Source organism: Flavobacterium magnesitis (assembly GCF_041729735.1).
Taxonomy (GTDB): domain Bacteria; phylum Bacteroidota; class Bacteroidia; order Flavobacteriales; family Flavobacteriaceae; genus Flavobacterium; species Flavobacterium magnesitis.
In genome coordinates, this window is record NZ_JBCFQK010000028.1 from 1 (window position 1) to 26,151 (window position 26,151).

Sequence of the window (26,151 nt, forward strand, 5' to 3'; positions counted from 1 at the left end):
CTATACTACTATTTAGCGTAATGAGTTGTTCAAAAGATGATGATACTCCAGTTGATGAATCTGTTTATTTCAGCAAAGACCTTTTAGATGTTAAGCCTAATCCAACAAATTCTTTTATTGTAAAAGGTGATTTTTCAATGAAAAGTGACAAAGGCACTTACATTTTAGAAGAGTACCTTGACGGAACTTTTAAGAATATACCTGAATACCTTAATAATGATGAAGGAGATATAAAAGGGATAGACGGTAGCACAATTTTATTGTTAGTTTCAATTGATAAATCAGGAAAAGTATCCGTAGGTAGTTATAATTATAATCCAAAGACAAATCCAGACACAGGAAATTATCTTTTTACAGCTATGAATTTCACAGGCAATGGATATATGAAACAAGATATGACTGGTACGATTACATCCACAGGAAGCAATTACTTTACTATTACATACACAAATAAGTATGAATATTATAGTTATATCAGTAAAGGAAATAAGACAGCGACAAAAATTGATAAAAGAACATTTACATTCTAATAAATCAATAAAATGGGAAAATCTAACATCATTCAACGGGGAATAAAAACAGGTAATATTTACCTAGTATTAATGTTGTTAAGTTTTGTTTTCATAATAATTAAGGGATGTAATTCTTCAAAAAATGAAGATAATACAGAAGCCATTTCGGAAGCAGAAAAAACGGAAATAGAAGCAGATATTAAAGCGGATGTTATTGTAGCTGTACAGATAGAAGTTGAAGAAAACTTAAAAAGTCCTTCTACAGCAGATTTTCCGTGGGTTATAGAACCAATAAAAGTAAATGATTCAACATATACCGTAGCATCTTACGTTGATTCTCAAAATGGATTTGGCGCAATGATTAGAGCAAATTTTGTGGTTGAGGTAATTATTGATAGACAAACAAAAAATACCAAAGCAAAACTAATAATGTTTGAAGAAAGGCAATAAAACTAATATAGTAGTTTTTCTTGGAACTTAAAACAATTACTAAAGTGATGAATTAAACTTATTGAGCAAAACAAAAAGGTACTGTAAACTATTTCAAAGTTATGTCAGCAATAAGGTTGCGCTGTGTTTTGTAATGGCTGACACCTTTTTTGCGCAACGTAACAAAAATCCCTATTAATTTGTTACATTTATTGTGACAATTTGATAGGGTTTTTAGATATAAAGCATTGATTTTGCTGATAAATTGCTAATATAAGATTGCAACAAAATTGCAACAAATAACCTAAAAAAATTGCATTTTAAAACTGTTTTTTTTAAATATATTGATTTTTATGTGTTACACAAAAACACACCTCAACGGGAAAGCTGAAAACCGACATTAGAGTAAGCATAACATTAAAAACACCTTTTCGTATGAATTCAAGAATTATCATAATTATTTTGTTTGCGGGACTTATTTCGGCTTGTGGAAGTAAAGAAACAACTCAAATTGCAGAAAACACATTTGTACATAATGAAAAAGTGTATAAAATTGTTGGCAATGAACTTTCACAAATTGCAGACTTAACTACTGAATTTGAAATTTCTAAACCAACTAAAAAAGATTTAGGGAGTGCTGACATCTCGTACATTAAAGCAGGTGCGACTACTCAAATAAACGCATTGTCCAGAGGAAATTTTTTATATTTTAAGTTTAAAATAAATGGAATAAATGATTTAAGAGATAATTATGTCCCTGGAGAATTCACAGTGAACTTTAAAGATGAATTCGATTTTATTCTACATCAAGCTGTAATACCAACAAACGAACTTACGGCTGTTGTAGATGGAAACAATCAAATTAGTTATTTTATTTATAATGGTAAAACAGAAATGAGTACAGAAATTAATAAAGCAATTAAAAGCTATGATGTTAGCTCTGGCGTTAGAATAAATAAATAATAAAATCTTATAAAAATGTAAAGTAAAAACCCGATGCAGAAATGTATCGGGTTTGTTGTTTTTTAGAAGATTTATTTAGAGTTAAAAAACTTATCAACATTTACAAAACGGCAACGAAAACGGCAACGAAAAATAAAAAGCCTTGTAATTCAATTGATTACAAGGCTTTTTGTGGAATCGCCGGGAATCGAACCCGGGTCCAAACAAGCAATTAAAGAGCTTTCTACACGTTTATTTCCTGATTAGATTTTCGATAGTTTGCGAGGCCAGAAACAGCCACAAACTACTTATCTTCTTAATTTTCGAAAACCACCCGAAGCTCATGGAAATCTAGGTTTATTTTTACGGTTCCCCTAAACTGAACGCCACAAACCAAGGCTTTCAAGGAGAATCCAGCTTCCCTATCTGATAGGGACGTGGCTTAATCTTACTATAATTCGGATTATGCAGCTAAAGCGTAGTTATTTTCGCCGTGTAAAAGTGTAAGATCTTATATTTACGAGCAAGGTCTCAATGCTCGACGTGCTTACTGTTCAATTCGACTTGCTGTCAAAACCAGTCGACCCCAGTTTTCAAAAATTAATTTGAGTGTGCAAAAGTACAATTTTTAACTTAATAATTAGCCCCAAGCCTTATATCAATTGCAAAAATTATTCCTCTTTATCATCTTTGCCTAATTTGAATGGATAATCTCCAAATAACGGAGCTAATTTTCGAACCTGATAAGTCTTTGTAGTAAACTTATTTGATAAGGCAATGATGGTTACATTTTCTTTTAATAAAGTTACATAAGATGACGTATTTCCATGCCACCATCCGTTATGGAAATAGAAATTTTGTCCTGTTTCCCAATTGATCATTCTTATTCCTAATCCGTAGTTTTTTTGACCTTTATGTTCGTTACTAAAAGGAGTATAAACGAGTTTAAGTAATTTTGGGCTTAAAAATCCAGGTGTATTTCGAGCCAAATCAAATTTTAATAAGTCTCTTGGAGTAGAATAGATGTTTTTATCTCCATAAACAGCATCGAGATAATCTTTTCCTATTTCAACTTTATTGCCTTTGTAAGAAGGAACTATTGAATCCTTATCTCTGTCATAATTAAAAACAAAGGTATGATTCATTCCCAATGGTTTAAAAATCATACGATCCATTGCTTTTTCATAACTCATTCCTGTCGCTTTTTCTATAATAAGTGCCAAAACGGCATAATTGGTATTGCAATAAGCAAAACGAGTATTGGTTCTCGCTTCTAATCCGATGTCTTTTGTTGCCATCAAATGAACAATATCCTTATTTGTTAAAATATCATGTCTGTCCCAAACGCCATCTTTTTTATCTGTAAAATAGGCGTAATTACGCATTCCGCTTCTATGATTTAAAAGTGTTTTTACCGTTACATCTGGAAATGGAAAATTAGTAATAATGGTATTTACTTTTTGGTCTAAACCAATTTTTTTAGCATCAATCAATTTTAAAACTGCCGATGCGGTCAAAATTTTACTTACAGATGCCAAGTGGAGCGGAGTAGTAGCCGTAATAGGTCTTTTGTCTCTAAAATTAGCCATCCCTTCATATTTTTCAAAGATGATCTGACCATTTTTAGCCACAAGAAAACTACCGTTCATACTGTTGTTCGGCCAGGTTTTATTGTAAAAATGTTCAATAGAACTCTTTTTAGAATTGATATATTGAGCGGTTAGTTTAGTCAGTTTACTTGAAGGTGGTTCCATGTGTGGCATGGTATCTTTTGGTAAATCTGCATCAGAAAGGATTCCTTTTTTATTCTTTTGGTTACAAGAACTCAAAACTAAAAGAAGCAGGAGTAATTGTAGTATATTTGTCTTTTTTATGAAAATCATTACTTATAGGGCTATATAGGCAAATATATAGAATCAAATGTTTTTGGTCGATGTTTTTTTAAACGTTAACAGAATTTTTTGAAAGTTTTTAATTGACTTTTTTCTATGTTTTTGGCTTTCAGCTTCTAATGATTTTCAAGAGTTTTTTACTCAATAAAACTCATTTTTATAATCACTTAAGTTTTAGAATTTAAAGAATAACACCATACACAATATGAAATTTGGAATAATACAAGAAAGAAAAATCCCAGCCGATCGAAGAGTGGTTTTTTCTCCTAATGAAATAATAAAATTAAAAGCACTTTATCCTGAACTTACTATTAAGGTAGAAAGTTCGCCCATTAGAGTATTTATCGATTCAGAATACCAAAATGCAGGAGTAGAAGTGGTAACAGATATTAGTGATTGTGATGTGCTGCTAGGTGTAAAAGAAGTTCCTGTTGAAAATTTAATCCCTAATAAAACCTATTTCTTTTTTTCACATACAATAAAAAAACAAGCCTATAATAGAACTTTATTACAAGCTTTATTGGATAAAAATATTGATCTTTATGATCACGAAACGCTTGTTGATGCCAATAATAATCGTTTAATTGGTTTTGGTCGTTACGCAGGAATGGTTGGTGCTTACAATAGTATCCGTGCTTTCGGAATCAAATTTGAATTGTATAAATTACCTAAAGTCGAAACACTTGAAGGTAAAGAAGATTTAATTCGTCATTTAAAAAGAATTGTTTTGCCTCCCATCAAGTTTGTAGTTACTGGAAAAGGAAAAGTAGGCAATGGTGTAAAAGAAATTTTGGATGCCATAAAAGTGAAATTGGTTTCGGTGGAGCATTATTTGACTAAGAATTATACGCAGCCAGTTTATACCCAAATAGATGTTTTAGAATACAATAAAAGAAAAGACGGAACGGTTTTAGAAATAGCTGATTTTTTCCAGAATCCTCAAGAATATGAAAGTAATTTTGAGCGGTTTACTAAAGTTTCTGATGTGGCCATTACAGGACATTTTTATGCCAATGAAGCACCTCAAATTCTGACCAGAGAAATGTTACAATCCAAAGATTGTAAAATAAAAGTGGTGGGAGATATTTCTTGTGATATCAATGGACCAATAGCCAGTACATTGCGTTCTTCTACTATTGAAGAACCTTTTTATGGATATTTACCCATAGAAAATAAGGAAGTTGATGTTTTTCATCCCGCAGCAATTGTAGTAATGGCAGTAGATAATTTGCCTTGTGCCTTACCTAAAGATGCCAGTGAAGGTTTTGGAGAAATGTTTCTCGAAAAAGTAATCCCAGCCTTTTTTAATGGTGATAAAAATGGTATTTTAGCTCGCGCAAAAATTACTGAAAACGGAAAATTAACACCTAGATTTAGTTATTTGCAAGATTTTGTAGATTCTGAATAACTTTAAAAATTTTAACCGCAAAGTGCACTAAGATATAGTATTAAGTAAATTCTAAAAAAAAACGTAAAGTTCGCAAAGCTTTGTGAACTTTGCGTTTTATCAACATAATTATTATCAAAACCTTGCGAACTTTGCGGTTAAAAATCACACCATGTCCTCTGGTTTTACCCAATTATCAAAATCTTCTACACTTACATAACCCAAACGAACCGCTTCTTCTTTTAGAGTCGTTCCGTTTTTATGAGCAGTTTGCGCTATTTCAGCAGCTTTGTAATAACCTATTTTTGTGTTTAAAGCCGTCACCAACATTAATGAATTATCGACCAATTCTTTGATTCGTTTGTAATTCGGTGCAATGCCTTGAGCACAATGTTCGTCAAACGAAACGCAAGCATCGCCAAGCAATCGAGCCGATTGAAGAAAATTGGCAGCCATTAAAGGTTTAAAAACATTCAATTCATAATGACCTTGCATTCCGCCCACGCTAATGGCAACATCATTTCCCATAATTTGAGCACAAACCATAGTTAAGGCTTCGCATTGGGTAGGATTTACTTTTCCTGGCATAATGGATGAGCCTGGTTCGTTTTCTGGAATCAGAATTTCTCCAATTCCCGAACGTGGTCCCGAAGCCAGCATTCGAATATCATTCGCAATTTTATTCAAAGAAACCGCCAGTTGTTTCAATGCTCCATGCGATTCTACAATAGCATCATGAGCGGCTAAGGCTTCAAATTTATTTTTGGCGGTTACAAATGGAAGCCCTGTAAATTCGGCAATGTATTCCGCCACTTTTACGTCATAACCTTTGGGTGTATTTAATCCCGTTCCTACGGCAGTTCCGCCTAAAGCGATTTCAGACAAGTGAGCTAAGGTGTTTTTTAGTGCTTTGATGCCATAATTTAATTGGGCTACATAACCTGAAAGTTCTTGTCCTAAAGTCAGCGGAGTAGCGTCCATTAAATGCGTACGACCAATTTTTACCACAGTTACAAATTCTTTTGCTTTAGCATCTAATGTATCTTTTAATTTTTCAACTCCAGGTATTGTGATATCAATGATAGCTTTATAAGCAGCAATGTGCATCGCAGTAGGGAAGGTGTCATTAGACGACTGTGATTTATTGACATCATCATTGGCTTTGATTAACTGTTCTTCTTGACCAATTTCAAATCCCTGTAAAGCTTGAGCTCTATTGGCAATCACTTCATTCAGGTTCATGTTGCTTTGCGTTCCTGAACCGGTTTGCCAAATAACCAATGGAAATTGGTCGTCTAATTTTCCAGCAAGGATTTCATCGCAAACTGCGGCAATGGCGTCTCTTTTTTCAATTGACAAAACACCCAAATCACAATTGGCGTAAGCAGCTGCTTTTTTAAGATAAGCAAAACCAGCAATGATTTCTTTTGGCATTGAAGCCGATGGTCCTATTTTAAAATTGTTTCTGGAACGTTCTGTTTGAGCGCCCCAGTATTTATCGGCTGGGACTTGAACTTCGCCCATAGTGTCTTTTTCAATTCGGTATTTCATAGTTGTTCTTATAAGAGTTTATGATTTTTATTTTATCAGAAATAGCAATTCGTTTCTGAAATAAACAAAATGAAGCTTAAATGTACGTATAAATGTATTTTTATGAAAATTGAGTGTTGTTTTTATTGCTAAGAAAAAAATTAACTGCTACATTTGTGGCTACATTCAAAATTCCGGAAAACATGTTTGAATTTTCACAGTATTTAGGCTTTTTACTTTTCTTAACCATCCTTACAATGGGATTTTGGTTAATGTTTTTTCTAGTAAGCTTCGTATCCTATTGGGTAGGAGGTGCTGCTTGGGAAAGATTCAAAGAAAAGAGAGCAAAAAAACAAGAATCTCTATAAATTGAGATTGTTGATAAAAAAGGATTCATGAAAATGAATCCTTTTTTTATGCTAAAAAATTTAAATTACAATAAAAAAAAATCCAAATTCCAAGTGTAAAAGTTGGAATTTGGAATTTGCTATATATTATCCAGGGAAATCTCCACCTTCATCACCGCCACCGCCACCATTTCTTGGAGGATTCTTTTCTTTATCTGTTTTCTTCATGTTTAATCGGTAAGTAAAAGACAAGTTAATTTGTCTTCTTCTCCACTGAAATTCGCTGTAAGATGTAACGCTTTCTAAATTAGTTTCTGAAATCATTTTTCTAGAATTAAAAAGATCACTTACATTCAATGCAACTGTAGCTTTGTCTTTTAAAATATCTTTACTGAAAGCCATGTTAATAACGTAATTACCCAGATTTCTACCTTGAGCCGTATTTCTTGGTCCAAAATACATTCCAGATAATTGCCAGTCTACTTTAGCAGGAAGTGTTAAACGAGAACTCACTCTGGTAAACCAAGAAAAAGCTTCGTTGTCTAGTTTTTGAGTAATTTCATTTCCATTGATGTCTTCATAGGTATTTTCTCCTGTAGTTTTAGAATTGAAAAGGTTGAAACTACTATTGATTTTCCATATTTTTAGTGGGCTGTAGTTTAATGTAAACTCGAAACCAAATTGTTGTTCTTTGGCTAAATTTACAGGGCTACTTAAAATTACGGGATTGTCACCCACAAATTCTCCTGTTTCGGTACGAACAAATGCAAATACATTTTCGGTGTTTTCAAAATACATCGAAGTACTAAAAGTTACTTTTTCCCAACGCTTTAAATATCCTAAATCAAATTTATCTGTAAAGGAAGGATCTAAGTCTGGATTACCTCTAAATAAATTAATGTTACTAGAATAATTAGTAGCTGGATTTAAGAAACGTCCTCTTGGTCGGGACAAACGTTTACTGTAGCTTAAAGAAAGGCTACTTTCGTCTGAAATCTCATAATTGATAAAAGCACTTGGAAAGAAATTATTGTATTTCTTAGTGTTGAAATCTTGTGTGTCTAATAAGTTGACATTAATTTTTGTGTCTTCCCAACGCAAACCAAATAAGTACGAGAATTTATTTACTTTAAAACCATATTGCGTATAGATAGCATTGATTTGTTCTTTGTATTCTAAAGTATTAGAAAGAAAATCACCAATAGCGTTTCCGCTGTTGTCTGTTGTTACACTGTATTCACTATCTAAATCATTAAAGTTTCCTTTATAACCTGCTTCAAACTGACTTCCGTTTTCGAATGGTAAAACATAGTCAGCCTGTATTTGCAATTGTTTTTGATCTTGATTATTGAATGTTTCATCAAATCTAGGATTATTACTTCCAACAATTTCATCAGTAATAATGGCGTCATCATTGTCTTTACTTGTTGCGTAAGAGAAATCAGCGGTAAATTTATGACCTTCATCATTGAAATTTTTCAAGAAATTAGAAGCATATTCAATGTCTTTTCCACTGTCATTTCCTCTACTTAAACGGTAGCGTGTAGAAGTAAAATTTCTATCTTGATCGAATGAATTGTAGTTTACTAAATCGTTGTTGGTTCCGCTATTGTCTCTGTAGCTAATAGAGTTAGTCCAAAAAGTGTTAGGCGCTACAGTCCATTCAAAACCTGTTTTTGTTGAAATTCCTTTTCTTAGACGTTCAGTATCTCTAACTTCATCGTTATAACCTGTAATGATTCCTGAGTCTGTATTTAAGTTGGTACCGTTGATACTGTTTGTCAAACCTCTACCTTCACTTGTTCTGTAATCGTATCCAGTAGAAGTGAAAAAATTTAATTTTTCAGTCTTGAAGTTCAAATTAGCACTTGCACCATAAGTTTCAGGAACTCCAATTGAAGTTATAAAACTTCCGTTGAAACCTAAGTTTTTTCCTTTTTTCAAAACTATATTCAGGATACCTGCACCACCTTCGGCATCATAACGTGCCGATGGATTGGTGATAACTTCTACTTTGTCAATTGCATCAGCTGGAATTTGGCGTAAAGCCTCAGCCATATTTAGCGCGTTAGATGGACGTCCGTCTATAAAAATACGTACGTTTTCGTTTCCACGCAAACTTACATTTCCTTCCACATCCACAGAAACAGAAGGTACATTTTCTAAAACATCACTTACTGTTCCACCTTTTACAATCATGTCCTGACCTACGTTGTATACTTTTTTGTCTAACTTAATTTCAACAGTTGATCTTTCTGAACGTATAACTACTTCATCTAATTGTGCTGCATCTTCAACTAGTTCAATTGTTCCTAAATTAGTGTTTTTATCAAGCTTGCGTTGATTGTATTCTATAGATTTAAAAGAAATAAATTCGATTTTGATATTGTAAATTCCAGGTGCGACTTCTATAGAAAAACCACCTTTAGGATTGGTAATTCCACCTGCAATTATTTTTGGATTAGTAGCATCTATGATAGTTACAGTTGCATATTCTAAGGGTTGTTTTGTTGTTTTTTCAATTACAGTCCCAGAAATTTTTACTTTTTCTTTGGCTGGATCAATTACAGGATCGCCTATTTTGGCAAAACTACTCAGGCAGCTAAAAAGTAAGGTGAGACTTAAAATGAATCTTAATGGTTGTCGCATTTTTTAAAATTTTATGTTTGTGTTAGGAATAGAAAAACGCAATTAGGTTTAACAGCGATATATTAAATTAATGTTAAAAAGCTTATTTCGCTTCAAAAAAGGCTTCAATCTTATCCATTTCCCTTGCTATAATTGCTTTGTTTCCTTTGATAATGATAGGTCTTTCTATTAAAATTGGATTTTGAATCATTGCCTCAATTACCGCTTCGTCCGTTAGATTTTTATCTTTAAATTGTTCTGTCCAAATCTTTTCTTTTTGACGAACTAATGCAATGGGTTTGATGTTTAGTTTTTCTAATATAGCTCTAAGTTCTTCTGCACTAGGAACTTCTTCTAAATATTTGATGACTTTGTATTCTTGATTTGTGTTTTCTAAAAAAGCCAGACAATTTCTTGATTTTCCACAACGTGGATTATGATATACTTCAATCATGAGTATTATTTTTATAGTTTAAAATAAAAAGGGTATTTTCGAAGAGACAAAAATAGCTTTTGAAAGTTGAATAGAACTACTTTAATTCATAAAAGAGATGTTTATAGAACAAGGCATTCGTTTAGAAAATAAATTTTGGAAATATATTTTGGGCTCTAGCCTTATTATTTTAGCTTCTTTTTTAGGACAAATTCCATTAGTAATAGCGGTTATTAGTAAAACAATTCTAAAAGGAGCAACTTACCCCGCTACTAATGATGAAATCATGCACTTTTTTGAACCTAATTTGACTCTTTTTTTGATTCTCATTTCGTTTGTTTTTGCTTTTATCGGAATTTATTTGGTCGTGAAATATTTGCATCAACAAACGATGCTTTCAGTAACTACTTCCAGAAAAAAAGTCGATTGGGGTAGAATTTTATTTTCATTTGGACTTTGGGCTGTATTTTCGATTGTGTCTACTTTGGTCTTTTATTATTTTAATCCAGACTTGTATATTTTTCAATTTAAACCCATTCCTTTTGCTATTTTATTTGTTATTGCTGTGGTTTTAGTTCCTATCCAAACCAGTACTGAAGAATATGTTTTTAGAAGTTATTTGATGCAAGGTTTTGGAAATTTGGCACAAAATAAATGGTTTCCTTTGCTAATGACTTCCATAATTTTTGGAGGAATGCACCTTTTTAATCCCGAAGTATCAAAAATAGGAAACATCATTTTTGTCTATTATATCGGGACGGGATTGTTTTTAGGAATTATTACTTTGATGGATGAAGGAATCGAATTGGCTTTGGGTTTTCATGCCGCCAATAATCTCATTGGAGCTTTATTAATCACTTCGGATTGGTCTGCTTTTCAAACGCATTCTATTTTCAAAGACATTTCAGAACCACAAGCGGGATTAGACGTTATTTTGCCAGTAGTACTGGTTTATCCTATAATTTTATTTATTTTTAGTAGAAAATACCAATGGACGCATTGGAAAGAAAAATTAACTGGAAAAATCAGTTCAAACAATTAAGCTCATGAAGAGAGTTACTTATAAAAACATCCACAATTTTTTTAAATTCAATGGTGTTCATTTTGATAGCAGAGGAATGCGTGTGGCAGCCTATTATTTAATCAAAGAAGGGGATGAACAAGAAAAAGCCATAGGTGATTTTTTACTCGATTGGTTTGATGAAAGACCGTATGTCGATTTAAAAACTTCAGGAACTACGGGAACTCCTAAAATCATTCGAAAAAACAAACAAGCTTTAGTGAACTCAGCTTTAGCAACAGGAGATTTTTTCGGATTGAAATCTGGTGATACTGCTTTGTGTTGTTTGCCTGTTGAATTTATTGCAGGAAAAATGATGCTGGTAAGAAGTTTTATTTTAGGTTTAGCGATTGATTTTGTTTTACCAAATTCAGAACCATTGGCTCATTTGAACAAAAAATATGATTTTGTAGCGATGGTGCCTTTGCAAGTTGAAAATTCATTGAACGAATTGTATAAGGTAAAAAAACTCATTATTGGCGGAGCAAAATTGAATGAATCTTTAGCAAAAAAGCTCATAAACATAAATACAGAAGTTTATGAAACTTATGGAATGACCGAAACCATTACGCATATTGCTGCCAAAAAAATAGGCGAACAAGTTTTTTCTATTTTACCAAATGTTCAAATTTCTCAAAATGAAAATAATTGTTTGGTTATTGATGCACCACAAGTGAGCGAAGAACGATTGATTACAAATGATTTGGTTGAAATAATTAATGATCACCAATTTGTGCTTTTAGGGCGAATTGACAATGTGGTGAATAGTGGCGGTGTGAAATTAATTCCTGAAAAAATAGAAGAAAAATTAGCCGATGCAATTCTTGCTCGTTTTTTTGTGGGCGGAATTCCAGATGCTGTTTTAGGAGAAAAATTAGTTTTAGTAATCGAAGGAAAAAATCAAGATCTAGACGAAGCTATTTTTGCTGTTTTGGATAAATTCGAAAAACCAAAAGCAGTATTTTTTATTCCAGAATTTGAAACGACAGATAGTGGAAAAGTAAAAAGAAAAGCGATTTTGAAGACTTTAGAATAATATTCAGTTGGTCTCAAATAGAATTAAAACTATATACTTTCAGTGCATTTCTCTTTAGCTTCTAAAAAATGTTCACACCGCAAATTTTAAAATATTAGTTATTCAAATAATTTGCGAATTTGCGGTAAATATTAACTGTACAATAGTGGTTTATTTGTGCTCAATAATTTCGGCTTTTAATTTATCCACTTCAAGCAAACCTATTTTTTTATTGACTATTTTGATAACGCCTTCTTTTTTTAAACTTGAAAGAATTCGTGTGACTTGCTCATCAGTAGTTCCAGCAAAATCAGCGATTTCTTTTCGGGAAAGATTGATGTTCAGTAGATTATTAGTGTGACCGAATTTTTTAAGCAAATACAATAAGATGTCAATCACTCTTTCGCGTACATTCATTTGGGCAATTTTTTTGACCCTGTTTTCGCTTTTATTTAATTCTTCGGCATAAAAAAGCATCATGTCATACGTGAATTCAGGAATTGATTTCAGAATGGCGTGCATGATATCATTACTAAAATTGCACAAAATAGTGTCCTCAAGAGCCGAAGCAGCAATCAAATAGCGATTGCTCGTTCCAAAACCCCTGAAACCCAAAGTATCTCCATCAGTTGTTAGGCGAACAATTTGTTCTCTGCCATAAATACCTGTTTTCAAAACCTTTACTTTTCCTTTGAAAATAAAATACAATCCTTGAATAGGAGCGCCTTCAATCATGAATTGTTGTCCTTTCTTGCAAGTATAATTGGTTTTTTCCAAAACAAAATCCTGCATCTTTTCCAGATGCAAATGTTTTTTTATAAAACAATTCGTGTTGATGCAGTTAGCACAATCAGTAGTGATTCCTCTCATTTGTTCTTTGTTTGATGAGTTGAACTCAGGTTTTGAATAGAGCAAATGTAAGTTAAAAATAAGTATTAATACGTATTTTTAATTAAAATTACTTAGAAATAAGTGTTTTTATGGATTTAGAAATAAGCTTCTTTCTTTTTACGAGAATCTTATTTTTTAGATTAAAAATCAATCAGATTGTTATTTCAGATTATTATTTCAGATTATTATTGTTCGAATTCTTCATACATTTTTAACAACTGATTTACAGTATTCCAGTTCCGAATAGTAGCAATAAGATTCAGTCTTTTTTCGATGTATTTTTGGTCTAATCTGGTTTTTCCAGCAGAAACAGCATATTTAATGTAGATTCTGTTTTTATCAATATGGACTTCATCAGGTTTTACGGCACTCATTTTTAGGTCGTGAATACGGTCTTTGTGCAATTCCATCGAAGTAAAAGCGACGTACAGTTTTTTAGTATCCACTTCTTTTTCTTTTAAAAAGAGATTGTTGCTCAAACAGGAAGTTAAATCTTCTTTATTAATTACCACAACAGGAACATCATGCCCAAAGGTTTTGAAAATTTCCTGCTTGATTTTAAATCCTACTGCGGCTGGATTTTCTTCTTCGGTAGTTACAAATACATTTCCGGTTTGGATATATGTTTTTACGTTGGTAAACCCAATGTTTTCCAGCATTTTTTGCAAGGCATCCATTTTTATCATGTTATGTCCCGAAACGTTGATACCGCGAAGTAAAGCCAAATGTGTAGTCATAATTGAATTATTGTAAAAGTAAATTAAGTTGTGCCATATCATCAAATAGCGGAATATTCATTTGTTGTAAAGCATCAAAATTAGCATGATTTGTAAAGCCAAAAACATCAAAACCTCCCGTTAAAGCCGCCTGAACGCCAGCAGGACTGTCTTCGATAACAACACAATCCTGGACATCAAATCCCAAGGTTTTGGCTGCGTGAAGATACAATTCGGGATTGGGTTTCCAGCTGTTGATATCGTAAGCGCTAAAAATAGCTCCTTCAAATTGATCAATCAAGTTAGTAGTGGTCAGGTTAAGTCTTATTTTATCGGCAGGACCATTGGAAGCAACTGCTATTGGAACATTAATTTTAGCTAATAACTCATGAATTCCTTTTACGGGTTTTAAATTTTTTCGAAAAGCTTCAAATGTGCAAATTCTGAATTCTTCCTCGAAAGTATCAGGCAATTTTTTGTTAGCCAAATCAGCAATGTAGTCAAAGCAAAATCCGAGTGATTTTCCTAAAAATAATTGATGGGCATAATTTTCATCGATGATTGCTCCATGTGATTTTGCCATGCTGACTAAGGTTCCAATCGAAATTTCTTCGCTATCTACCAGTACGCCATCACAATCAAAAATGATACATTTGTATTTCATAGTTTTTTCAATTATAAAAGTTCCAATAATTCTAATGGGTGATTGATAATTGATTGAGCGCCTTCGGCTAATAATTCTTCTTCGGGTCTGTAACCCCAAAGTACACCTACAGCATGCATATTGGCGTTTTTTGCCGTTTGCATATCAATTCCAGAATCGCCAACATAAAGGAATTCTTCAACAGAAAAACCTAAAGTGTTGCTGATTTCAATGGCTGCTGATGGATTTGGTTTTTTGGTAGCTTCACTTTTTAAACCCATTACAATTTCAAAATAATCTGGAAATAAGGTAAGTCCAATTTTCCTAGTCAATTCATCGGCTTTATTGGATAAAATAGCTAGTTTGATATTTCGAGATTTTAATTCATCTAAAAGCGCTATAATTCCGTCGTAAGCTATGGTTTTGTTGGTACAATTCTCGCGGTAATTTACCATCATGGCCTGAAAAGTACTTTCGATAGTGGATTCGTCTTTATGGGTTTCAGGAAGTGCTTTGGTAACTAAATTTCGAAGTCCGCTACCAATAAAATCATTAATAACTTCATAGCTATGAGTTGGGAAGTTACGTTCTTGAAGTACTTTATTGATTGAATCGGCGATGTCTATAAGTGAGTTTACGAGGGTTCCGTCTAAGTCGAACAGTACTGCTTTAAATTTCATTTTTTATTATTTGTATTGGAGTGTAATTATGCAAAGATAGAAAACAGAAAATAGAAGGCAGAATTTAGAAAGTAGATTAAATTTTTTAAACTTTCGCTAAGATTCACAAAGCAAACACATAGAAACTCAAAGAGGTAATATTGAAAAATCAGTATTTATCAGTATTATCGGTATAATCTGTGGGCTAATTTAAATTTAAAAAAAACTTAGCGAAACTTTGCGCCTTCTTTGTGAATCTTTGCGTAACAAAATTGTAATAACAATTATTTTTTATCCACCACAATTCGGTTTTCTCTATTGGCTAATTCCCAGGCAATATTAAAAGTCAATTGGGTTCTTTTAGTCAAAGCATCGTACTCAATTTTATCAGGCGTATCTGTTTTTCTGTGATAATCGGCGTGTACACCATTGAAAATAAATACTGATGGAATTCCGTTTTTTGCAAAGTTATAATGGTCGGAACGATAATAGAAATTGTTAGGATCATTTAACGCATTAAATCTGAAATCCAAATCCAAGTGAACGTATTTTTCGTTTACCGCTGTACAAATTTGATGTAATTCAGTCGAAAGTCTATCTGCTCCAATTAAATAAACGTAATTTTTTGTGTTGGGATGAATTTCGTCTCGGCGTCCTATCATGTCGATATTAATATTGGCAACCGTATTTTTTAAAGGAAACAATGGGTTTTCGGTATAATAGCGTGAACCGTGTAAACCATGTTCTTCGGCAGTAACGTGGAGAAATAAAATAGAACGTTTTGGTCCGTGACCTTCTTTTTTTGCTAATTGAAAAGCCTGAGCTATTTCGAGCAAAGCTACAGTTCCAGAACCATCATCATCTGCTCCATTAAAAATAGCCTCATTTTTAGTACCTATATGATCGTAGTGTGCCGAGATTACAATAATTTCATCTGGTTTTTCAGTTCCTTCAATGTAAGCCCAAATATTTTCGGAATCAGGTAATTTTTCATTGCGTTTGGCATTCAAAAAAGCTTCTGGAACGTGTTGGTAATAATCCTGAGCTCCTTGTGGAAAAGAGATGTTGTCTTTTTGATATTGACTAATGAGGTACTTACCCGCTTTTTTTTGACCAATAGAACCTGTTTCACGGCCTTGCATCGAATCGCTGGCTACAATGTAAAGATGTGTTTTTAATTCGTCAGCAGTAATGGTATTGCTGTATTTTACAGGTTTGAATTCGCTTTTGGTGGTAATTTCTTTGGTTCCTTGGCATGAAGCCAAACAACTAAAGGCAAGGAAGAAAATTATTTTTTTCATTTTATAAATGCTAACAATTAAAAAAGAGCTTATTCACAAATATCTGAAAAATTAATTTAAAATGAAGCGGATAAGTTGTTGATTAAGAAAACTTCTTTTTTATTATCGAAAAAAGGTGTAATTCTCTTCTTTTATTGGTGTTTTAACTCTTCGACTAAGGTTTTGATAGGCAATAAAATATGCGTAATTTTGTAAACTTTAGAACATAATAAATTTATCATGGAACAAATGCAACAAATACTTTCTTCAAAATCAGAAGCCTTAATTAATAAAGAAAACAACTATGGTGCGCATAATTATCATCCCTTGCCAGTAGTTCTTGAAAGAGGCGAAGGAGTGTTTGTGTGGGATGTAGATGGAAAACAGTATTATGATTTTTTATCAGCCTATTCCGCAGTTAACCAAGGACATTGTCATCCTAAAATTGTGGGAGCAATGGTGAAACAAGCACAAACCCTGACTTTAACTTCTCGTGCTTTTTATAATGATCAATTGGGTGTTTATGAAGAATATGTAACTAAATATTTTGGTTTTGACAAGGTTTTACCAATGAATACTGGTGCCGAAGCAGTGGAAACAGCTTTGAAATTGTGTAGAAAATGGGCGTATGAAGTAAAAGGAATTGCTAAAAACCAAGCGCAAATTATTGTTTGCGAAAACAATTTCCATGGAAGAACGACAACTATTATTTCGTTTTCGAATGATGAAACGGCTCGCAAGAGTTTCGGTCCTTTTACCGAAGGCTTTATCAAAATAGAATATGATAATTTGGATGCTTTAGAAAAAGTATTGGAATCATCTCAAAATATTGCTGGATTTTTGGTGGAACCTATTCAGGGTGAAGCAGGAGTTTATGTTCCAAGCGAAGGTTATTTGGCGAAAGCCAAAGCATTATGCGAAAAGCACAATGTATTATTTATTGCTGATGAAGTACAAACTGGAATTGCTCGTACCGGAAAATTATTAGCGGTACATCATGAAAATGTGCAACCCGATATTTTGATTTTAGGAAAAGCAATGTCGGGAGGCGTTTATCCTGTTTCGGCAGTTTTGGCTAATAATGCCATTATGAATGTGATTCAACCAGGACAACACGGTTCTACATTTGGCGGAAATCCTGTAGCAGCAGCCGTTGCGATTGCTGCGCTTGAAGTAGTAAAAGAAGAAAATTTAGCCGAAAACGCAGAACGTTTAGGAGTAATTTTAAGAGACGGATTGAATGCGATTGCTTCCAGAAATCCTTTAATTTCTTTAGTAAGAGGAAAAGGATTATTGAATGCTATTGTGATTGATTGTGAAGAAGAATCTGATTTGGCCTGGGAAATTTGTTTGAAATTTAGAGATTACGGTTTGCTTGCTAAACCTACTCATGGAAACAAAATTCGTTTAGCGCCACCATTAGTAATTACCGAAAATCAAATTCAGGATTGTCTTTCTATTATTGAAAAAGCATTAAACGATTTTAAATAAAACACTATGGATCGAGTTGTTAAATTAATAAAAAATCGTTCAGATATTGGTGGTGGAACTCGTGGATCTGATTTAGGAGTGGATGCATTAGAAGTGGCTGCAATTAATCGCGGGAGTGATTATTTTAACCAATTTACTTTTGAAGATGTAAAAACGCATAACGAAACTATTTATGATAAGAATAGAAATACATTTGCTAAGCGAATCGAATTTGTTTTAGAGCAATGTACTCGTGTTTCCTATACTATAAAAAGAACTTTAGAAGCCAACTTTTTGCCAGTTGTTTTGTCGGGAGATCATTCTTCGGCATTGGGAACGATAAGCGGAATTAAAGCTTTTTATCCACATAAAACACTGGGAGTAATTTGGATTGACGCTCACGCCGATTTGCATTCGCCTTATACTTCACCATCTGGAAATATTCACGGTATGCCATTGGCAGCAGCCTTAGCTTTGGATAATTTGAAATGCCAAATTAACGAAGTCATTCCCGAAACCCAACAACATTGGGAAGAAATGAAACACATAGGGATTGAGGCGGCTAAGATTGATCCAGAACATTTAATCTATTTTGGTGTTCGCGATACCGAAGAAGCTGAAGACAAACAAATAGCGGAATTGGGTATTAAGAATTTCAGTGTTGAGGAAGTTCGATACAAAGGTTTAGCAATTTGTGTCGAAAAAGCATTGGCACAATTGGCTAATTGTGATATGATTTATATTTCTTTTGATGTGGATTCTCTGGATTGTGATTTAATTTCTAACGGAACAGGAACTCCAGTTTCTAAAGGTTTTGACCAATATGAAGTGATTGCGATGATCAATCAAATGATTATGTCTCGAAAAGTAATTTGTATCGAATTTTGCGAAATCAATCCGCTTGTAGATACAAAGGGAAATAAAATGGCTGAAACAGCTTTTGAAGTTTTAGAGCAAATTACATCCACTTTAGTTTTACCAATGGAATAGTTTTTAGCCATTTTCAACTAATATTTACCAACTTAACAACAAATTCCAGCATTTGACTTTAAGAATTTATAACAAAAAACAATGAAATATTTGTTTTTTCGCAATTTATGGAGGGTAAATTTTATTTATTGTATTTCGCTCTTTAAAACTGTCATTTTATAATAGTACCAAACATAATTACGTATATTTGCATAAGTATTTATACTTAGTTTTAAAATCACTTTTTTTATGATTCAAGTAGCAGAAGCTTTAAATATAATTGCAGAGAATAGTTTTAAAATGCCGATTGCAAAAATCAAAGTGAGTAAATCACTGGGATATGTTTTGGCAGAAACCATTTATTCTCCAATAAATATGCCTCCTTTCCGTCAGTCAGCGATGGATGGATACGCTTTTACTCACGGAAATTTGGCACAGTTGGAAGTGGTGAATATTGCTCAGGCAGGAGATTTTTTAGATGATGAAATCAAAAAAAATCAAGCAGTTCGAATTTTTACAGGTGCTTTTGTTCCTGATGATACTGATACTGTGGTAATGCAAGAGCATACAAGAATAACAGATAATTTGCTTGAAATAGAAAAAATGCCAGCTGCTTTTGCTAATGTAAGAGCTAAAGGAGAACAAATTAAAAAAGGCGAATTGGTTTTTGATGTAAATACAGTAATTACTCCGGCGGCTATCGGTTTTTTAGCCTGTTTGGGAATTACAAAAATCAAGGTTTATCAAAAACCTAAAGTAGCCATTTTGGTTACGGGAAACGAATTGGTTGCTGCAGGAAAGAAATTGCCGAAAGGAAAGATTTACGAAAGTAACTCACTGATGCTGGAAGCAGCTTTAAAGACAATTGGGATAAATAAACCAACTGTATTTAAAGTAAAAGATAGTTTAAAAAAGACAATCAGTACCGTAGAAAGTTGTCTGGCTAATTTTGATGTAGTGTTGATTTCGGGCGGAATTTCGGTTGGTGATTATGATTATGTCAAAGAAGCTTTATTAGAGAATGGAGTGACGGAGTTGTTTTATAAGATCAATCAAAAGCCGGGGAAGCCTTTGTTTTTTGGACGAAAGGAAAATAAAATTGTTTTTGCTTTACCAGGAAATCCAGCTTCGTCATTGACTTGTTTTTATGTATATGCGTTTCCTGCTTTGAAAAAGTTAATGGGATTTGAAGCGATCCATTTGCCAGAAATGAAGCGAAAAATAAATATAGATTTTAAAAATTCATCTGGAAAGACCTTGTTTTTAAAAGCCTTGTATGAGGATGAAAAAGTGACGGTTTTAGAAAGTCAAAGTTCGGCAATGTTAAATACTTTTTCGATTGCAAATGGTTTTATTGTTGTACCTCATGATGTTACAGCTATAAAAGTAAATGAAGAAGTGGTAGTTTTGCCTTTTAATTGAAATAAAAATGGAAAAAGTAACAATATCTATTCTTTGTGGAGGCAAAAGCAGCCGAATGCAGTCGGAGAAAGGATTGGTGCTTTTTCAAGGAAAACCATTTATAGAGCATATTATTGCAGCGGCTTTGCCCATTAGTAATGAAATACAATTAGTGACAAATACATCTGATTATGATTATTTGTCCTATAAAAAAATAAAAGATATTGAATTAGACAAAGGACCTGTTGGCGGAATTTATTCGGCTTTGGTTCATTCAGAGTCTGAAATCAATTTGATATTGAGTTGTGATATTCCTTTAATTTCGACAGAATTATTATCGGAATTAATCGCAAAACATAATACAGATTTTGAAGTTTCTGTTTTTTCAGAAGCCAATAAAATTCATCCTTTGATCGGAATTTATTCGAAGAAAATAATTCCGATTCTTAAAAAGGCAATAGAAGAAAATGATTTAAAAATGATGCGCTTGCTAGAAAAAGTGAATCACCAAATAATTGAAGTTGCAGGAAAGCGAAGCAAACAATTTAGAAATGTCAATTCACTTACCGAATTAAATGAACTGAATGCCAAATATTGAAGAATATGAAAAAGACTAACACACCAAAGTTGACAATTGTGGGGGCTGGACCTGGCGATGTGGAATTAATTACCATAAAAGCCATAAAAGCCATAGGAGATGCAGATGCAATACTTTATGATGCATTAGTAAATGAGGATTTATTGCAATATGCTGCTACAGGAGCTGAGATTGTTTTTGTAGGGAAGCGTTTTGGTTGTCATGCCTATACTCAGGATCAAATAAACGAATTGATTGTGGTTATGGCTAAAAAACACGGTCATGTGGTACGATTAAAAGGGGGAGATCCATTTGTTTTTGGCAGAGGAAGTGAAGAAATTGAATTTGCTCAGCAACATGGTTTACAAACGGCTATCGTTCCTGGAATATCTTCGGCTTTAGGAGTTCCGGCTTCTAATGGAATCAGTTTAACACAACGCGGAATTTCGGAAAGTTTTTGGGTAATTACAGGGACCACTTCGGCTCATAAATTGTCAATGGATGTTAGTTTGGCGGCACAATCGTCGGCTACCGTGGTGATTTTGATGGGAATGAATAAACTGGACGAAATTGTATCTATTTATCAAAATAACAGAACTGATGATTTACCAGTAGCTATCATTCAAAATGGAACGAAAGACACACAGAAAAAAGTAATAGGAACGGTAAGTTCTATTCGTAAATTAGTAGCCGAACACAAATTGGCTTCGCCAGCCATTATTGTAATAGGAGAGGTGGTTAAGCATGCTTCTGAACTAGCTGTTTTTACTAAAGCGGCTTACACTGAAGATGAATTTATTTTTCAAAACCTAAACGTAACCGAGTAATGCTAAGGCTAAAATATTTTGGTGCTGTAGCCGAGAAAACAAAAGTGCAGGAAGAAAACATTCCTTTTTCTAATTCATCTCTACAGGAATTAGTGGATGCATTAGAGCAAAAATACGATTTGGCTTCGCTTTCTTACAGCATTGCAGTCAATCAAAAAATGGTGCAGGACACTAATAATTACATGTTAATAAGCAATGATGTTGTTGCTTTATTGCCTCCCTTTGCTGGAGGTTAAAAAACAATAATTTTCTAATTCGGTAGCAATTATGCGATACAATCGACAAATTATACTTCCTGAAGTTGGCGAAAAAGGCCAGGAAAAACTAGGTCAAGCTAAGGTATTGATTATTGGTGCTGGTGGTTTAGGCGCGGCAATTTTACCGTATTTGGCAGCAGCTGGAATTGGAGAAATAGGGATTATTGATGATGATTTTATTGAAATTTCTAACCTACAACGTCAGGTAATTTATAAAAGCGATGCCGTAGGAAAATCCAAAGCGCTTGAAGCTAGAGAAATGGCTTTGTCTTTGAATCCTTTGATACAAATTAATGCTATTACCGATACTTTGAATGCTAAAAATGCCATTCCGTTATTCGAACAGTATGACATTATGGTTGATGCGACTGATAATTTGCATACCAAATATTTGATTAACGATGCCTGTGTTGTAACCAATAAACCTTTTGTTTACGGTTCTATTTATAAATTCCAAGGTCAGGTTTCGGTATTTAATTTTCAAAACGGACCTACATACCGCTGTCTTTTTCCAGATGAATCTTCCAATAGTAAAAATTGCGTTGATGCTGGAGTAATGGGAATTTCAGTGGGAATTATTGGAATGTTTCAAGCCAATGAAGTTTTCAAAATGGTTCTTGGAATTGGCAATGTACTTTCGGGTGAATTGTTGATTTACAATATGCTCAATAACGACCAGCAAAAATTTGATTTGGTTAAAACCAATATGATTGCAGTAAGCCGATTGGATTTCGAAAAAAAATACAATGCAATTGAAAATACAGTTTTAGAAATAACAGCTAATGAAGCTTTGGAACAAATGGAAAATCCAGATGTTCTTTTTGTGGATGTTAGAAATAAAGAGGAATTACCAAAAATAAGTTTACTTAATACAATTCAAATCCCGCTTTCTGATTTAGAAGAGAATTTAGGTCAATTGGATTCGAATAAAACCATTTTGGTGTATTGTCAATCTGGAGTGAGAAGTAAAAAAGCAGTCGAAATACTTAAAAAACATCAATTTTCGAAAGTACAAAGTATTGCTGGTGGTGCTTTAAAATTAGAAGGAGTTATGGCAAAAGTGTCTGTTTTTTAACCGCAAAGGACACAAGGTTTTTCGCAAAGTTCGCAAAGAAAATTGCTAAAAGGAATGTACTGAGTTGTTTTTAAAAGGAATGAAAATCCGTTTTTTATCTGTAAAAATCAGTGTTATCCGTGTACCATTGTTTAGTCTGTTAGCGGGCAATTTATAAAATATAAATATGAGTAAAAAAGTTTTTATAGAAGGAGCAATTTCTCCGGAATTTATAGCCGATTCAATAGCTAAACATCAAGGGAAGCATACGATTGGGGCACACAATATTTTTTTAGGTCAGGTTCGTGCCGATATTCATGAAGAAAATGTAGTAAAAGCGATAGAATATACCGCTTATGAAGAAATGGCAAATGAAGCTTTAACTGCAGTTAGAGAAAAGGCTTTCGCCCAATTTGATTTGGTTTGTATGCACATTTACCACAGTTTAGGCGTGGTTAAAGCAGGCGAAATTTGTTTGTTTGTCTTTGTTTCGGCGGGACATAGAACACAGGTTTATGAAGCTACAGAAGCTATTGTGAATTGGATTAAGACTGATGTGCCTATCTTTGGTAAAGAAATATTTGAAAATGAAGATTTCATTTGGAAGCAAAATAAATAATAATGGTTGATATTACTCATAAAATAAGTACGTTACGTTCGGCAACAGCCATAGCAACTGTAAAAGTCAGTTTGTCGGAAACGATTGAAGCTATTGCCAAAAATTTGGTTCCCAAAGGCAATGTGCTTGAAATGGCTAAAACTGCGGGTTTATTTGCTGTAAAAAATACGCATTTATCTATTCCTGATTGTCATCCGTTGCCGATTGAATATACTGCTGTAGCTTATGAAATTAAGGATTTAACGATTGATATTCTTTTTACGGTAAAAACTGTTTATAAAACCGGAGTTGAGGTAGAAGCGATGCACGGCGCATCTATTGTGGCGTTGACGATGTATGATATGCTAAAACCAATTGACAAAAACATCGAAATTTCGACTATTAAATTAGTGGAGAAAAAAGGAGGGAAGTCGTCTTATAAAAATAAATTCCGTGATGCTTTAACAGCGGCTGTTTTTGTTTGTTCCGATTCTATTTTTGCAGGAGATAAAGAAGACCGTTCCGGAAAAGTGATAGTTGAAAAATTAGAATCTTACGGTGTTGAAATAACGCATTATGAAATCATTCCTGATGAGATTGATTTTATTCAAGACAGAACTAAAAAATACGTTCAGGAAAACCAATTGGTGATTTTTACTGGAGGCACTGGGCTTTCGCCAAGAGATGTTACACCGGAAGCATTAGAACCATTATTAGAAAACAGAATTCCGGGAATTGAAGAAGCGATTCGTAATTATGGACAAGACCGTATGCCGTATGCGATGCTTTCACGTTCGGTTGCTGGAACTATTGGCGATAGCTTAGTTTTGGCTTTGCCAGGTTCTGTTAATGGAGCAAGAGAATCTATGGATGCTGTTTTTCCGCATGTTTTGCATGTTTTTCACATCCTAAAAGGGAGTAATCATGATACCAAATAACACCATATTGACGGATGATTTTGGTCGTAAACACAACTATTTGCGTATTTCTTTAATAGAGAAATGCAATTTGCGTTGTACGTATTGCATGCCGGCAGAGGGAATTGCATTGACTCCTAAAAAAGAGTTGATGACCGCTGACGAGGTTTTTGCTATCGCCCAAACATTTGTAAATAATGGAGTTGACAAAATAAGATTAACAGGAGGAGAACCGCTTTTGCGAAAAGATTTTCCTGAAATTATTGAAAAACTAGCTCAATTAGAAACCGAAATTTCGATAACTACAAACGGAATTCTAATTGACCGACATATCGAAGTTTTAAAGCAATTTAAAGTCCGTAAAATCAATTTGAGTCTGGATACTTTAGTGGCTTCTAAATTTAACACTATTACACTTCGCAATCAGTTTCAAAAAGTAATTGATAATTTGCATTTGCTGCTGAACAATGATTTTAAAGTAAAAGTAAACGTGGTTTTGATTAAAGGTTTTAATGAAAACGAAATTATCGATTTTATTAATCTAACCGAGTTTTTACCCATTTCGATTCGTTTTATCGAATTCATGCCTTTTGCAGGAAATCAATGGGACAGGAGCAAAATGGTTTCTCAAATGGAAATTTTAAACCAACTTTCGGCTCACTTTTCGGAATCGAATTTGGAGAAATTAGAAGACGGAAAAAACTTTACAGCAAGAGAATTCAAGATAAAAAAACACTTGGGAAGCTTCGGAATCATAAGCTCGATTACGAATCCGTTTTGTGATGGTTGCAATAGAATTCGCCTTACGGCAAATGGAAAAATCAAGAATTGCTTGTTTTCAAACTCAGAAACCGATTTATTGACTCCTTACAGAAGCGGTGAAGCCATTGAAAGTATTATTGCCTCAGCGATTAAAAATAAAAAGAAAGTAAGAGCAGGAATGACAACTCTTGAAGATGTTGATAATCCTGTTTTAAATCAAGACAATCGATCTATGATTGCGATTGGGGGGTAATTACTTTTTTAAATATTCTTTAGCTGTAAATACAGGAAGAACGGATTTTTTAAAATCTTTCTTATTACGAGTTAAAATTAAATCTAACTCATTTTCTAGTGCTGTATGATATTGAATGGCATCTTCAAAATCTTTGAAATCAGATACTAATGCGAGTTCTAAAATCTTGTCATCCATTGGTAAAACTTCAACTAGTACTTTGAATTTAATTAAAATTTTTCTCGTATCATCTAATTTTAAATTTCTTGACAATATATAATGAATGTTTGCAATACTTAAGGATGAAACATAGAGTTTTACATTGTTATGATCTGATAATGTAAATAATTCTTGTGCTTCTTGATAAAATTCTTCCCGTTTGGAAAGTAAGTCTAAAACGATATTGGTGTCAACAAGTATTTTATCCATTAAGAATATTTTTTAGATAAGTAATCTGCATATTCTTTTTTGTAATCCGTATCTTCAAGAGAAATAACTCCTGTAAGACTTTCAACAAGAGGGCTTATTTTTGTTTTTTTAGAATCCTTTGCGGTTATTGATAGCAGGTAATTTTCAATAAGTTTTGAAAGACTAACACTATTGTTTTTAGCATAAGACTTGGCTTCTTCAATTATGTTTTGGTCGATATTTAAAGTTAATTTCGTATTCATAATAAATAGTTTACGTGTAAAATTATAAAATAATCACGTAAGATTAAAACGT

General features: G+C 33.2%; 27 protein-coding genes and 1 other RNA gene. 16 read left to right on the forward strand and 12 right to left on the reverse strand.

Features of this window, described 5'->3' with window-relative positions:
• The first annotated feature begins 20 nt into the window (after nucleotides 1-20).
• The 3 genes from AAGV33_RS14750 to AAGV33_RS14760 all read left to right on the forward strand — a co-directional run bounded on the left by AAGV33_RS14750 (nucleotide 21) and on the right by AAGV33_RS14760 (nucleotide 1,904).
• Complete coding sequence (locus AAGV33_RS14750) at nucleotides 21-530, forward strand: hypothetical protein (protein ID WP_373392995.1); 510 nt, start codon at nucleotides 21-23, stop codon at nucleotides 528-530.
• 12 nt (nucleotides 531-542) lie between these two features.
• Nucleotides 543-962, forward strand: coding sequence for a hypothetical protein (locus tag AAGV33_RS14755; protein ID WP_373392996.1), 420 nt, complete (start codon nucleotides 543-545; stop codon nucleotides 960-962).
• Nucleotides 963-1,376: 414 nt separating this feature from the next.
• Nucleotides 1,377-1,904 (forward strand): hypothetical protein, encoded by a 528-nt coding sequence (locus tag AAGV33_RS14760; protein ID WP_373392997.1) that lies wholly within the window; start codon nucleotides 1,377-1,379, stop codon nucleotides 1,902-1,904.
• Nucleotides 1,905-2,073: 169 nt separating this feature from the next.
• Here AAGV33_RS14760 and ssrA read toward each other — a convergent pair.
• Nucleotides 2,074-2,471, reverse strand: a transfer-messenger RNA (tmRNA) gene (gene ssrA, locus AAGV33_RS14765).
• Nucleotides 2,472-2,554: 83 nt separating this feature from the next.
• A complete protein-coding gene (locus AAGV33_RS14770; protein ID WP_373392999.1) occupies nucleotides 2,555-3,766 on the reverse strand; it encodes a serine hydrolase domain-containing protein in 1,212 nt (403 codons plus the stop codon).
• Between the two features lie 214 nt (nucleotides 3,767-3,980).
• Here AAGV33_RS14770 and AAGV33_RS14775 point away from each other — a divergent pair, with 214 nt between their 5' ends.
• The gene (locus AAGV33_RS14775; RefSeq protein ID WP_373393001.1) at nucleotides 3,981-5,183 is read left to right on the forward strand and encodes an NAD(P)-dependent oxidoreductase; all 1,203 of its coding nucleotides are present in this window, start codon (nucleotides 3,981-3,983) and stop codon (nucleotides 5,181-5,183) included.
• Nucleotides 5,184-5,327: 144 nt separating this feature from the next.
• Here the strand turns inward: AAGV33_RS14775 and fumC are convergent, their stop codons facing one another.
• The 3 genes from fumC to arsC form a co-directional block, all read right to left on the reverse strand.
• Nucleotides 5,328-6,713 carry a class II fumarate hydratase gene (gene fumC / locus AAGV33_RS14780; protein WP_373393002.1) on the reverse strand — a complete coding sequence of 462 codons (1,386 nt, stop codon included), beginning with the start codon at nucleotides 6,711-6,713 and terminating at the stop codon, nucleotides 5,328-5,330.
• A 473-nt stretch (nucleotides 6,714-7,186) separates the two neighbouring features.
• Entirely contained in the window at nucleotides 7,187-9,688 is a 2,502-nt protein-coding gene (locus AAGV33_RS14785) for a TonB-dependent receptor (RefSeq protein WP_373393003.1), read from the reverse strand.
• A gap of 82 nt (nucleotides 9,689-9,770) precedes the next feature.
• Entirely contained in the window at nucleotides 9,771-10,121 is a 351-nt protein-coding gene (gene arsC / locus AAGV33_RS14790; protein WP_373393004.1) for an arsenate reductase (glutaredoxin), read from the reverse strand.
• A 97-nt stretch (nucleotides 10,122-10,218) separates the two neighbouring features.
• On the opposite strand from arsC, the gene AAGV33_RS14795 reads away from it, so the two are divergent.
• Complete coding sequence (locus AAGV33_RS14795) at nucleotides 10,219-11,142, forward strand: CPBP family intramembrane glutamic endopeptidase (RefSeq protein ID WP_373393006.1); 924 nt, start codon at nucleotides 10,219-10,221, stop codon at nucleotides 11,140-11,142.
• Between the two features lie 4 nt (nucleotides 11,143-11,146).
• Nucleotides 11,147-12,196, forward strand: coding sequence for an AMP-binding protein (locus AAGV33_RS14800; protein ID WP_373393007.1), 1,050 nt, complete (start codon nucleotides 11,147-11,149; stop codon nucleotides 12,194-12,196).
• A gap of 150 nt (nucleotides 12,197-12,346) precedes the next feature.
• Here the strand turns inward: AAGV33_RS14800 and AAGV33_RS14805 are convergent, their stop codons facing one another.
• The 5 genes from AAGV33_RS14805 to AAGV33_RS14825 all read right to left on the reverse strand — a co-directional run bounded on the left by AAGV33_RS14805 (nucleotide 12,347) and on the right by AAGV33_RS14825 (nucleotide 16,385).
• Nucleotides 12,347-13,045: a Crp/Fnr family transcriptional regulator gene (locus tag AAGV33_RS14805; RefSeq protein ID WP_373393008.1), complete on the reverse strand. Its 699-nt coding sequence runs from the start codon at nucleotides 13,043-13,045 to the stop codon at nucleotides 12,347-12,349.
• A gap of 206 nt (nucleotides 13,046-13,251) precedes the next feature.
• Complete coding sequence (locus tag AAGV33_RS14810; protein ID WP_373393010.1) at nucleotides 13,252-13,803, reverse strand: DUF1697 domain-containing protein; 552 nt, start codon at nucleotides 13,801-13,803, stop codon at nucleotides 13,252-13,254.
• Nucleotides 13,804-13,810: 7 nt separating this feature from the next.
• Nucleotides 13,811-14,446, reverse strand: a complete 636-nt coding sequence (locus AAGV33_RS14815) for an HAD family hydrolase (protein WP_373393012.1) — start codon at nucleotides 14,444-14,446, stop codon at nucleotides 13,811-13,813.
• Between the two features lie 11 nt (nucleotides 14,447-14,457).
• On the reverse strand, nucleotides 14,458-15,105 hold the full coding sequence (locus AAGV33_RS14820) for an HAD family hydrolase (RefSeq protein WP_373393013.1): 648 nt from the start codon (nucleotides 15,103-15,105) through the stop codon (nucleotides 14,458-14,460).
• 263 nt (nucleotides 15,106-15,368) lie between these two features.
• Nucleotides 15,369-16,385 carry a M28 family metallopeptidase gene (locus AAGV33_RS14825; RefSeq protein WP_373393015.1) on the reverse strand — a complete coding sequence of 339 codons (1,017 nt, stop codon included), beginning with the start codon at nucleotides 16,383-16,385 and terminating at the stop codon, nucleotides 15,369-15,371.
• Between the two features lie 219 nt (nucleotides 16,386-16,604).
• On the opposite strand from AAGV33_RS14825, the gene rocD reads away from it, so the two are divergent.
• The 10 genes from rocD (at nucleotide 16,605) to moaA (ending at nucleotide 25,449) form a co-directional block, all read left to right on the forward strand.
• Nucleotides 16,605-17,855, forward strand: coding sequence for an ornithine--oxo-acid transaminase (gene rocD, locus AAGV33_RS14830; protein ID WP_373393017.1), 1,251 nt, complete (start codon nucleotides 16,605-16,607; stop codon nucleotides 17,853-17,855).
• A gap of 6 nt (nucleotides 17,856-17,861) precedes the next feature.
• The gene (locus tag AAGV33_RS14835) at nucleotides 17,862-18,824 is read left to right on the forward strand and encodes an arginase (RefSeq protein ID WP_373393019.1); all 963 of its coding nucleotides are present in this window, start codon (nucleotides 17,862-17,864) and stop codon (nucleotides 18,822-18,824) included.
• 228 nt (nucleotides 18,825-19,052) lie between these two features.
• A complete protein-coding gene (locus AAGV33_RS14840; RefSeq protein WP_373393020.1) occupies nucleotides 19,053-20,225 on the forward strand; it encodes a molybdopterin molybdotransferase MoeA in 1,173 nt (390 codons plus the stop codon).
• A 7-nt stretch (nucleotides 20,226-20,232) separates the two neighbouring features.
• Nucleotides 20,233-20,802, forward strand: coding sequence for a molybdenum cofactor guanylyltransferase (locus AAGV33_RS14845; protein WP_373393021.1), 570 nt, complete (start codon nucleotides 20,233-20,235; stop codon nucleotides 20,800-20,802).
• Between the two features lie 5 nt (nucleotides 20,803-20,807).
• Nucleotides 20,808-21,608 (forward strand): uroporphyrinogen-III C-methyltransferase, encoded by an 801-nt coding sequence (gene cobA / locus AAGV33_RS14850; protein WP_373393023.1) that lies wholly within the window; start codon nucleotides 20,808-20,810, stop codon nucleotides 21,606-21,608.
• Nucleotides 21,608-21,844 (forward strand): MoaD/ThiS family protein, encoded by a 237-nt coding sequence (locus AAGV33_RS14855; protein ID WP_373393024.1) that lies wholly within the window; start codon nucleotides 21,608-21,610, stop codon nucleotides 21,842-21,844. Before cobA ends, AAGV33_RS14855 begins: the two co-directional genes overlap by 1 nt.
• Nucleotides 21,845-21,875: 31 nt before the next feature.
• A complete protein-coding gene (locus AAGV33_RS14860) occupies nucleotides 21,876-22,940 on the forward strand; it encodes a ThiF family adenylyltransferase (protein ID WP_373393026.1) in 1,065 nt (354 codons plus the stop codon).
• 166 nt (nucleotides 22,941-23,106) lie between these two features.
• On the forward strand, nucleotides 23,107-23,538 hold the full coding sequence (locus AAGV33_RS14865) for a molybdenum cofactor biosynthesis protein MoaE (protein ID WP_373393028.1): 432 nt from the start codon (nucleotides 23,107-23,109) through the stop codon (nucleotides 23,536-23,538).
• A 2-nt stretch (nucleotides 23,539-23,540) separates the two neighbouring features.
• Nucleotides 23,541-24,455: a bifunctional molybdenum cofactor biosynthesis protein MoaC/MoaB gene (gene moaCB / locus AAGV33_RS14870; RefSeq protein ID WP_373393030.1), complete on the forward strand. Its 915-nt coding sequence runs from the start codon at nucleotides 23,541-23,543 to the stop codon at nucleotides 24,453-24,455.
• Nucleotides 24,442-25,449 carry a GTP 3',8-cyclase MoaA gene (moaA, locus tag AAGV33_RS14875; protein ID WP_373393032.1) on the forward strand — a complete coding sequence of 336 codons (1,008 nt, stop codon included), beginning with the start codon at nucleotides 24,442-24,444 and terminating at the stop codon, nucleotides 25,447-25,449. The genes moaCB and moaA overlap by 14 nt, the downstream gene beginning before the upstream one ends.
• Here the strand turns inward: moaA and AAGV33_RS14880 are convergent, their stop codons facing one another.
• Nucleotides 25,450-25,857, reverse strand: a complete 408-nt coding sequence (locus AAGV33_RS14880; RefSeq protein ID WP_373393034.1) for a type II toxin-antitoxin system VapC family toxin — start codon at nucleotides 25,855-25,857, stop codon at nucleotides 25,450-25,452. It abuts the gene before it with no gap.
• Entirely contained in the window at nucleotides 25,857-26,099 is a 243-nt protein-coding gene (locus tag AAGV33_RS14885) for a DUF6364 family protein (protein WP_373393036.1), read from the reverse strand. The genes AAGV33_RS14880 and AAGV33_RS14885 overlap by 1 nt, the downstream gene beginning before the upstream one ends.
• Between the last annotated feature and the right edge of the window lie 52 nt (nucleotides 26,100-26,151).

Bases quoted from the DNA above. Each gene is read 5' to 3' on its own strand.
- AAGV33_RS14750 (WP_373392995.1), top strand. From the start codon at position 21: ATGAGTTGTTCAAAAGATGATGATACTCCAGTTGATGAATCTGTTTAT.
- AAGV33_RS14755 (WP_373392996.1), top strand. From the start codon at position 543: ATGGGAAAATCTAACATCATTCAACGGGGAATAAAAACAGGTAATATT.
- AAGV33_RS14760 (WP_373392997.1), top strand. From the start codon at position 1,377: ATGAATTCAAGAATTATCATAATTATTTTGTTTGCGGGACTTATTTCG.
- AAGV33_RS14770 (WP_373392999.1), bottom strand. From the start codon at position 3,766: ATGATTTTCATAAAAAAGACAAATATACTACAATTACTCCTGCTTCTT.
- AAGV33_RS14775 (WP_373393001.1), top strand. From the start codon at position 3,981: ATGAAATTTGGAATAATACAAGAAAGAAAAATCCCAGCCGATCGAAGA.
- fumC (WP_373393002.1), bottom strand. From the start codon at position 6,713: ATGAAATACCGAATTGAAAAAGACACTATGGGCGAAGTTCAAGTCCCA.
- AAGV33_RS14785 (WP_373393003.1), bottom strand. From the start codon at position 9,688: ATGCGACAACCATTAAGATTCATTTTAAGTCTCACCTTACTTTTTAGC.
- arsC (WP_373393004.1), bottom strand. From the start codon at position 10,121: ATGATTGAAGTATATCATAATCCACGTTGTGGAAAATCAAGAAATTGT.
- AAGV33_RS14795 (WP_373393006.1), top strand. From the start codon at position 10,219: ATGTTTATAGAACAAGGCATTCGTTTAGAAAATAAATTTTGGAAATAT.
- AAGV33_RS14800 (WP_373393007.1), top strand. From the start codon at position 11,147: ATGAAGAGAGTTACTTATAAAAACATCCACAATTTTTTTAAATTCAAT.
- AAGV33_RS14805 (WP_373393008.1), bottom strand. From the start codon at position 13,045: ATGAGAGGAATCACTACTGATTGTGCTAACTGCATCAACACGAATTGT.
- AAGV33_RS14810 (WP_373393010.1), bottom strand. From the start codon at position 13,803: ATGACTACACATTTGGCTTTACTTCGCGGTATCAACGTTTCGGGACAT.
- AAGV33_RS14815 (WP_373393012.1), bottom strand. From the start codon at position 14,446: ATGAAATACAAATGTATCATTTTTGATTGTGATGGCGTACTGGTAGAT.
- AAGV33_RS14820 (WP_373393013.1), bottom strand. From the start codon at position 15,105: ATGAAATTTAAAGCAGTACTGTTCGACTTAGACGGAACCCTCGTAAAC.
- AAGV33_RS14825 (WP_373393015.1), bottom strand. From the start codon at position 16,385: ATGAAAAAAATAATTTTCTTCCTTGCCTTTAGTTGTTTGGCTTCATGC.
- rocD (WP_373393017.1), top strand. From the start codon at position 16,605: ATGGAACAAATGCAACAAATACTTTCTTCAAAATCAGAAGCCTTAATT.
- AAGV33_RS14835 (WP_373393019.1), top strand. From the start codon at position 17,862: ATGGATCGAGTTGTTAAATTAATAAAAAATCGTTCAGATATTGGTGGT.
- AAGV33_RS14840 (WP_373393020.1), top strand. From the start codon at position 19,053: ATGATTCAAGTAGCAGAAGCTTTAAATATAATTGCAGAGAATAGTTTT.
- AAGV33_RS14845 (WP_373393021.1), top strand. From the start codon at position 20,233: ATGGAAAAAGTAACAATATCTATTCTTTGTGGAGGCAAAAGCAGCCGA.
- cobA (WP_373393023.1), top strand. From the start codon at position 20,808: ATGAAAAAGACTAACACACCAAAGTTGACAATTGTGGGGGCTGGACCT.
- AAGV33_RS14855 (WP_373393024.1), top strand. From the start codon at position 21,608: ATGCTAAGGCTAAAATATTTTGGTGCTGTAGCCGAGAAAACAAAAGTG.
- AAGV33_RS14860 (WP_373393026.1), top strand. From the start codon at position 21,876: ATGCGATACAATCGACAAATTATACTTCCTGAAGTTGGCGAAAAAGGC.
- AAGV33_RS14865 (WP_373393028.1), top strand. From the start codon at position 23,107: ATGAGTAAAAAAGTTTTTATAGAAGGAGCAATTTCTCCGGAATTTATA.
- moaCB (WP_373393030.1), top strand. From the start codon at position 23,541: ATGGTTGATATTACTCATAAAATAAGTACGTTACGTTCGGCAACAGCC.
- moaA (WP_373393032.1), top strand. From the start codon at position 24,442: ATGATACCAAATAACACCATATTGACGGATGATTTTGGTCGTAAACAC.
- AAGV33_RS14880 (WP_373393034.1), bottom strand. From the start codon at position 25,857: ATGGATAAAATACTTGTTGACACCAATATCGTTTTAGACTTACTTTCC.
- AAGV33_RS14885 (WP_373393036.1), bottom strand. From the start codon at position 26,099: ATGAATACGAAATTAACTTTAAATATCGACCAAAACATAATTGAAGAA.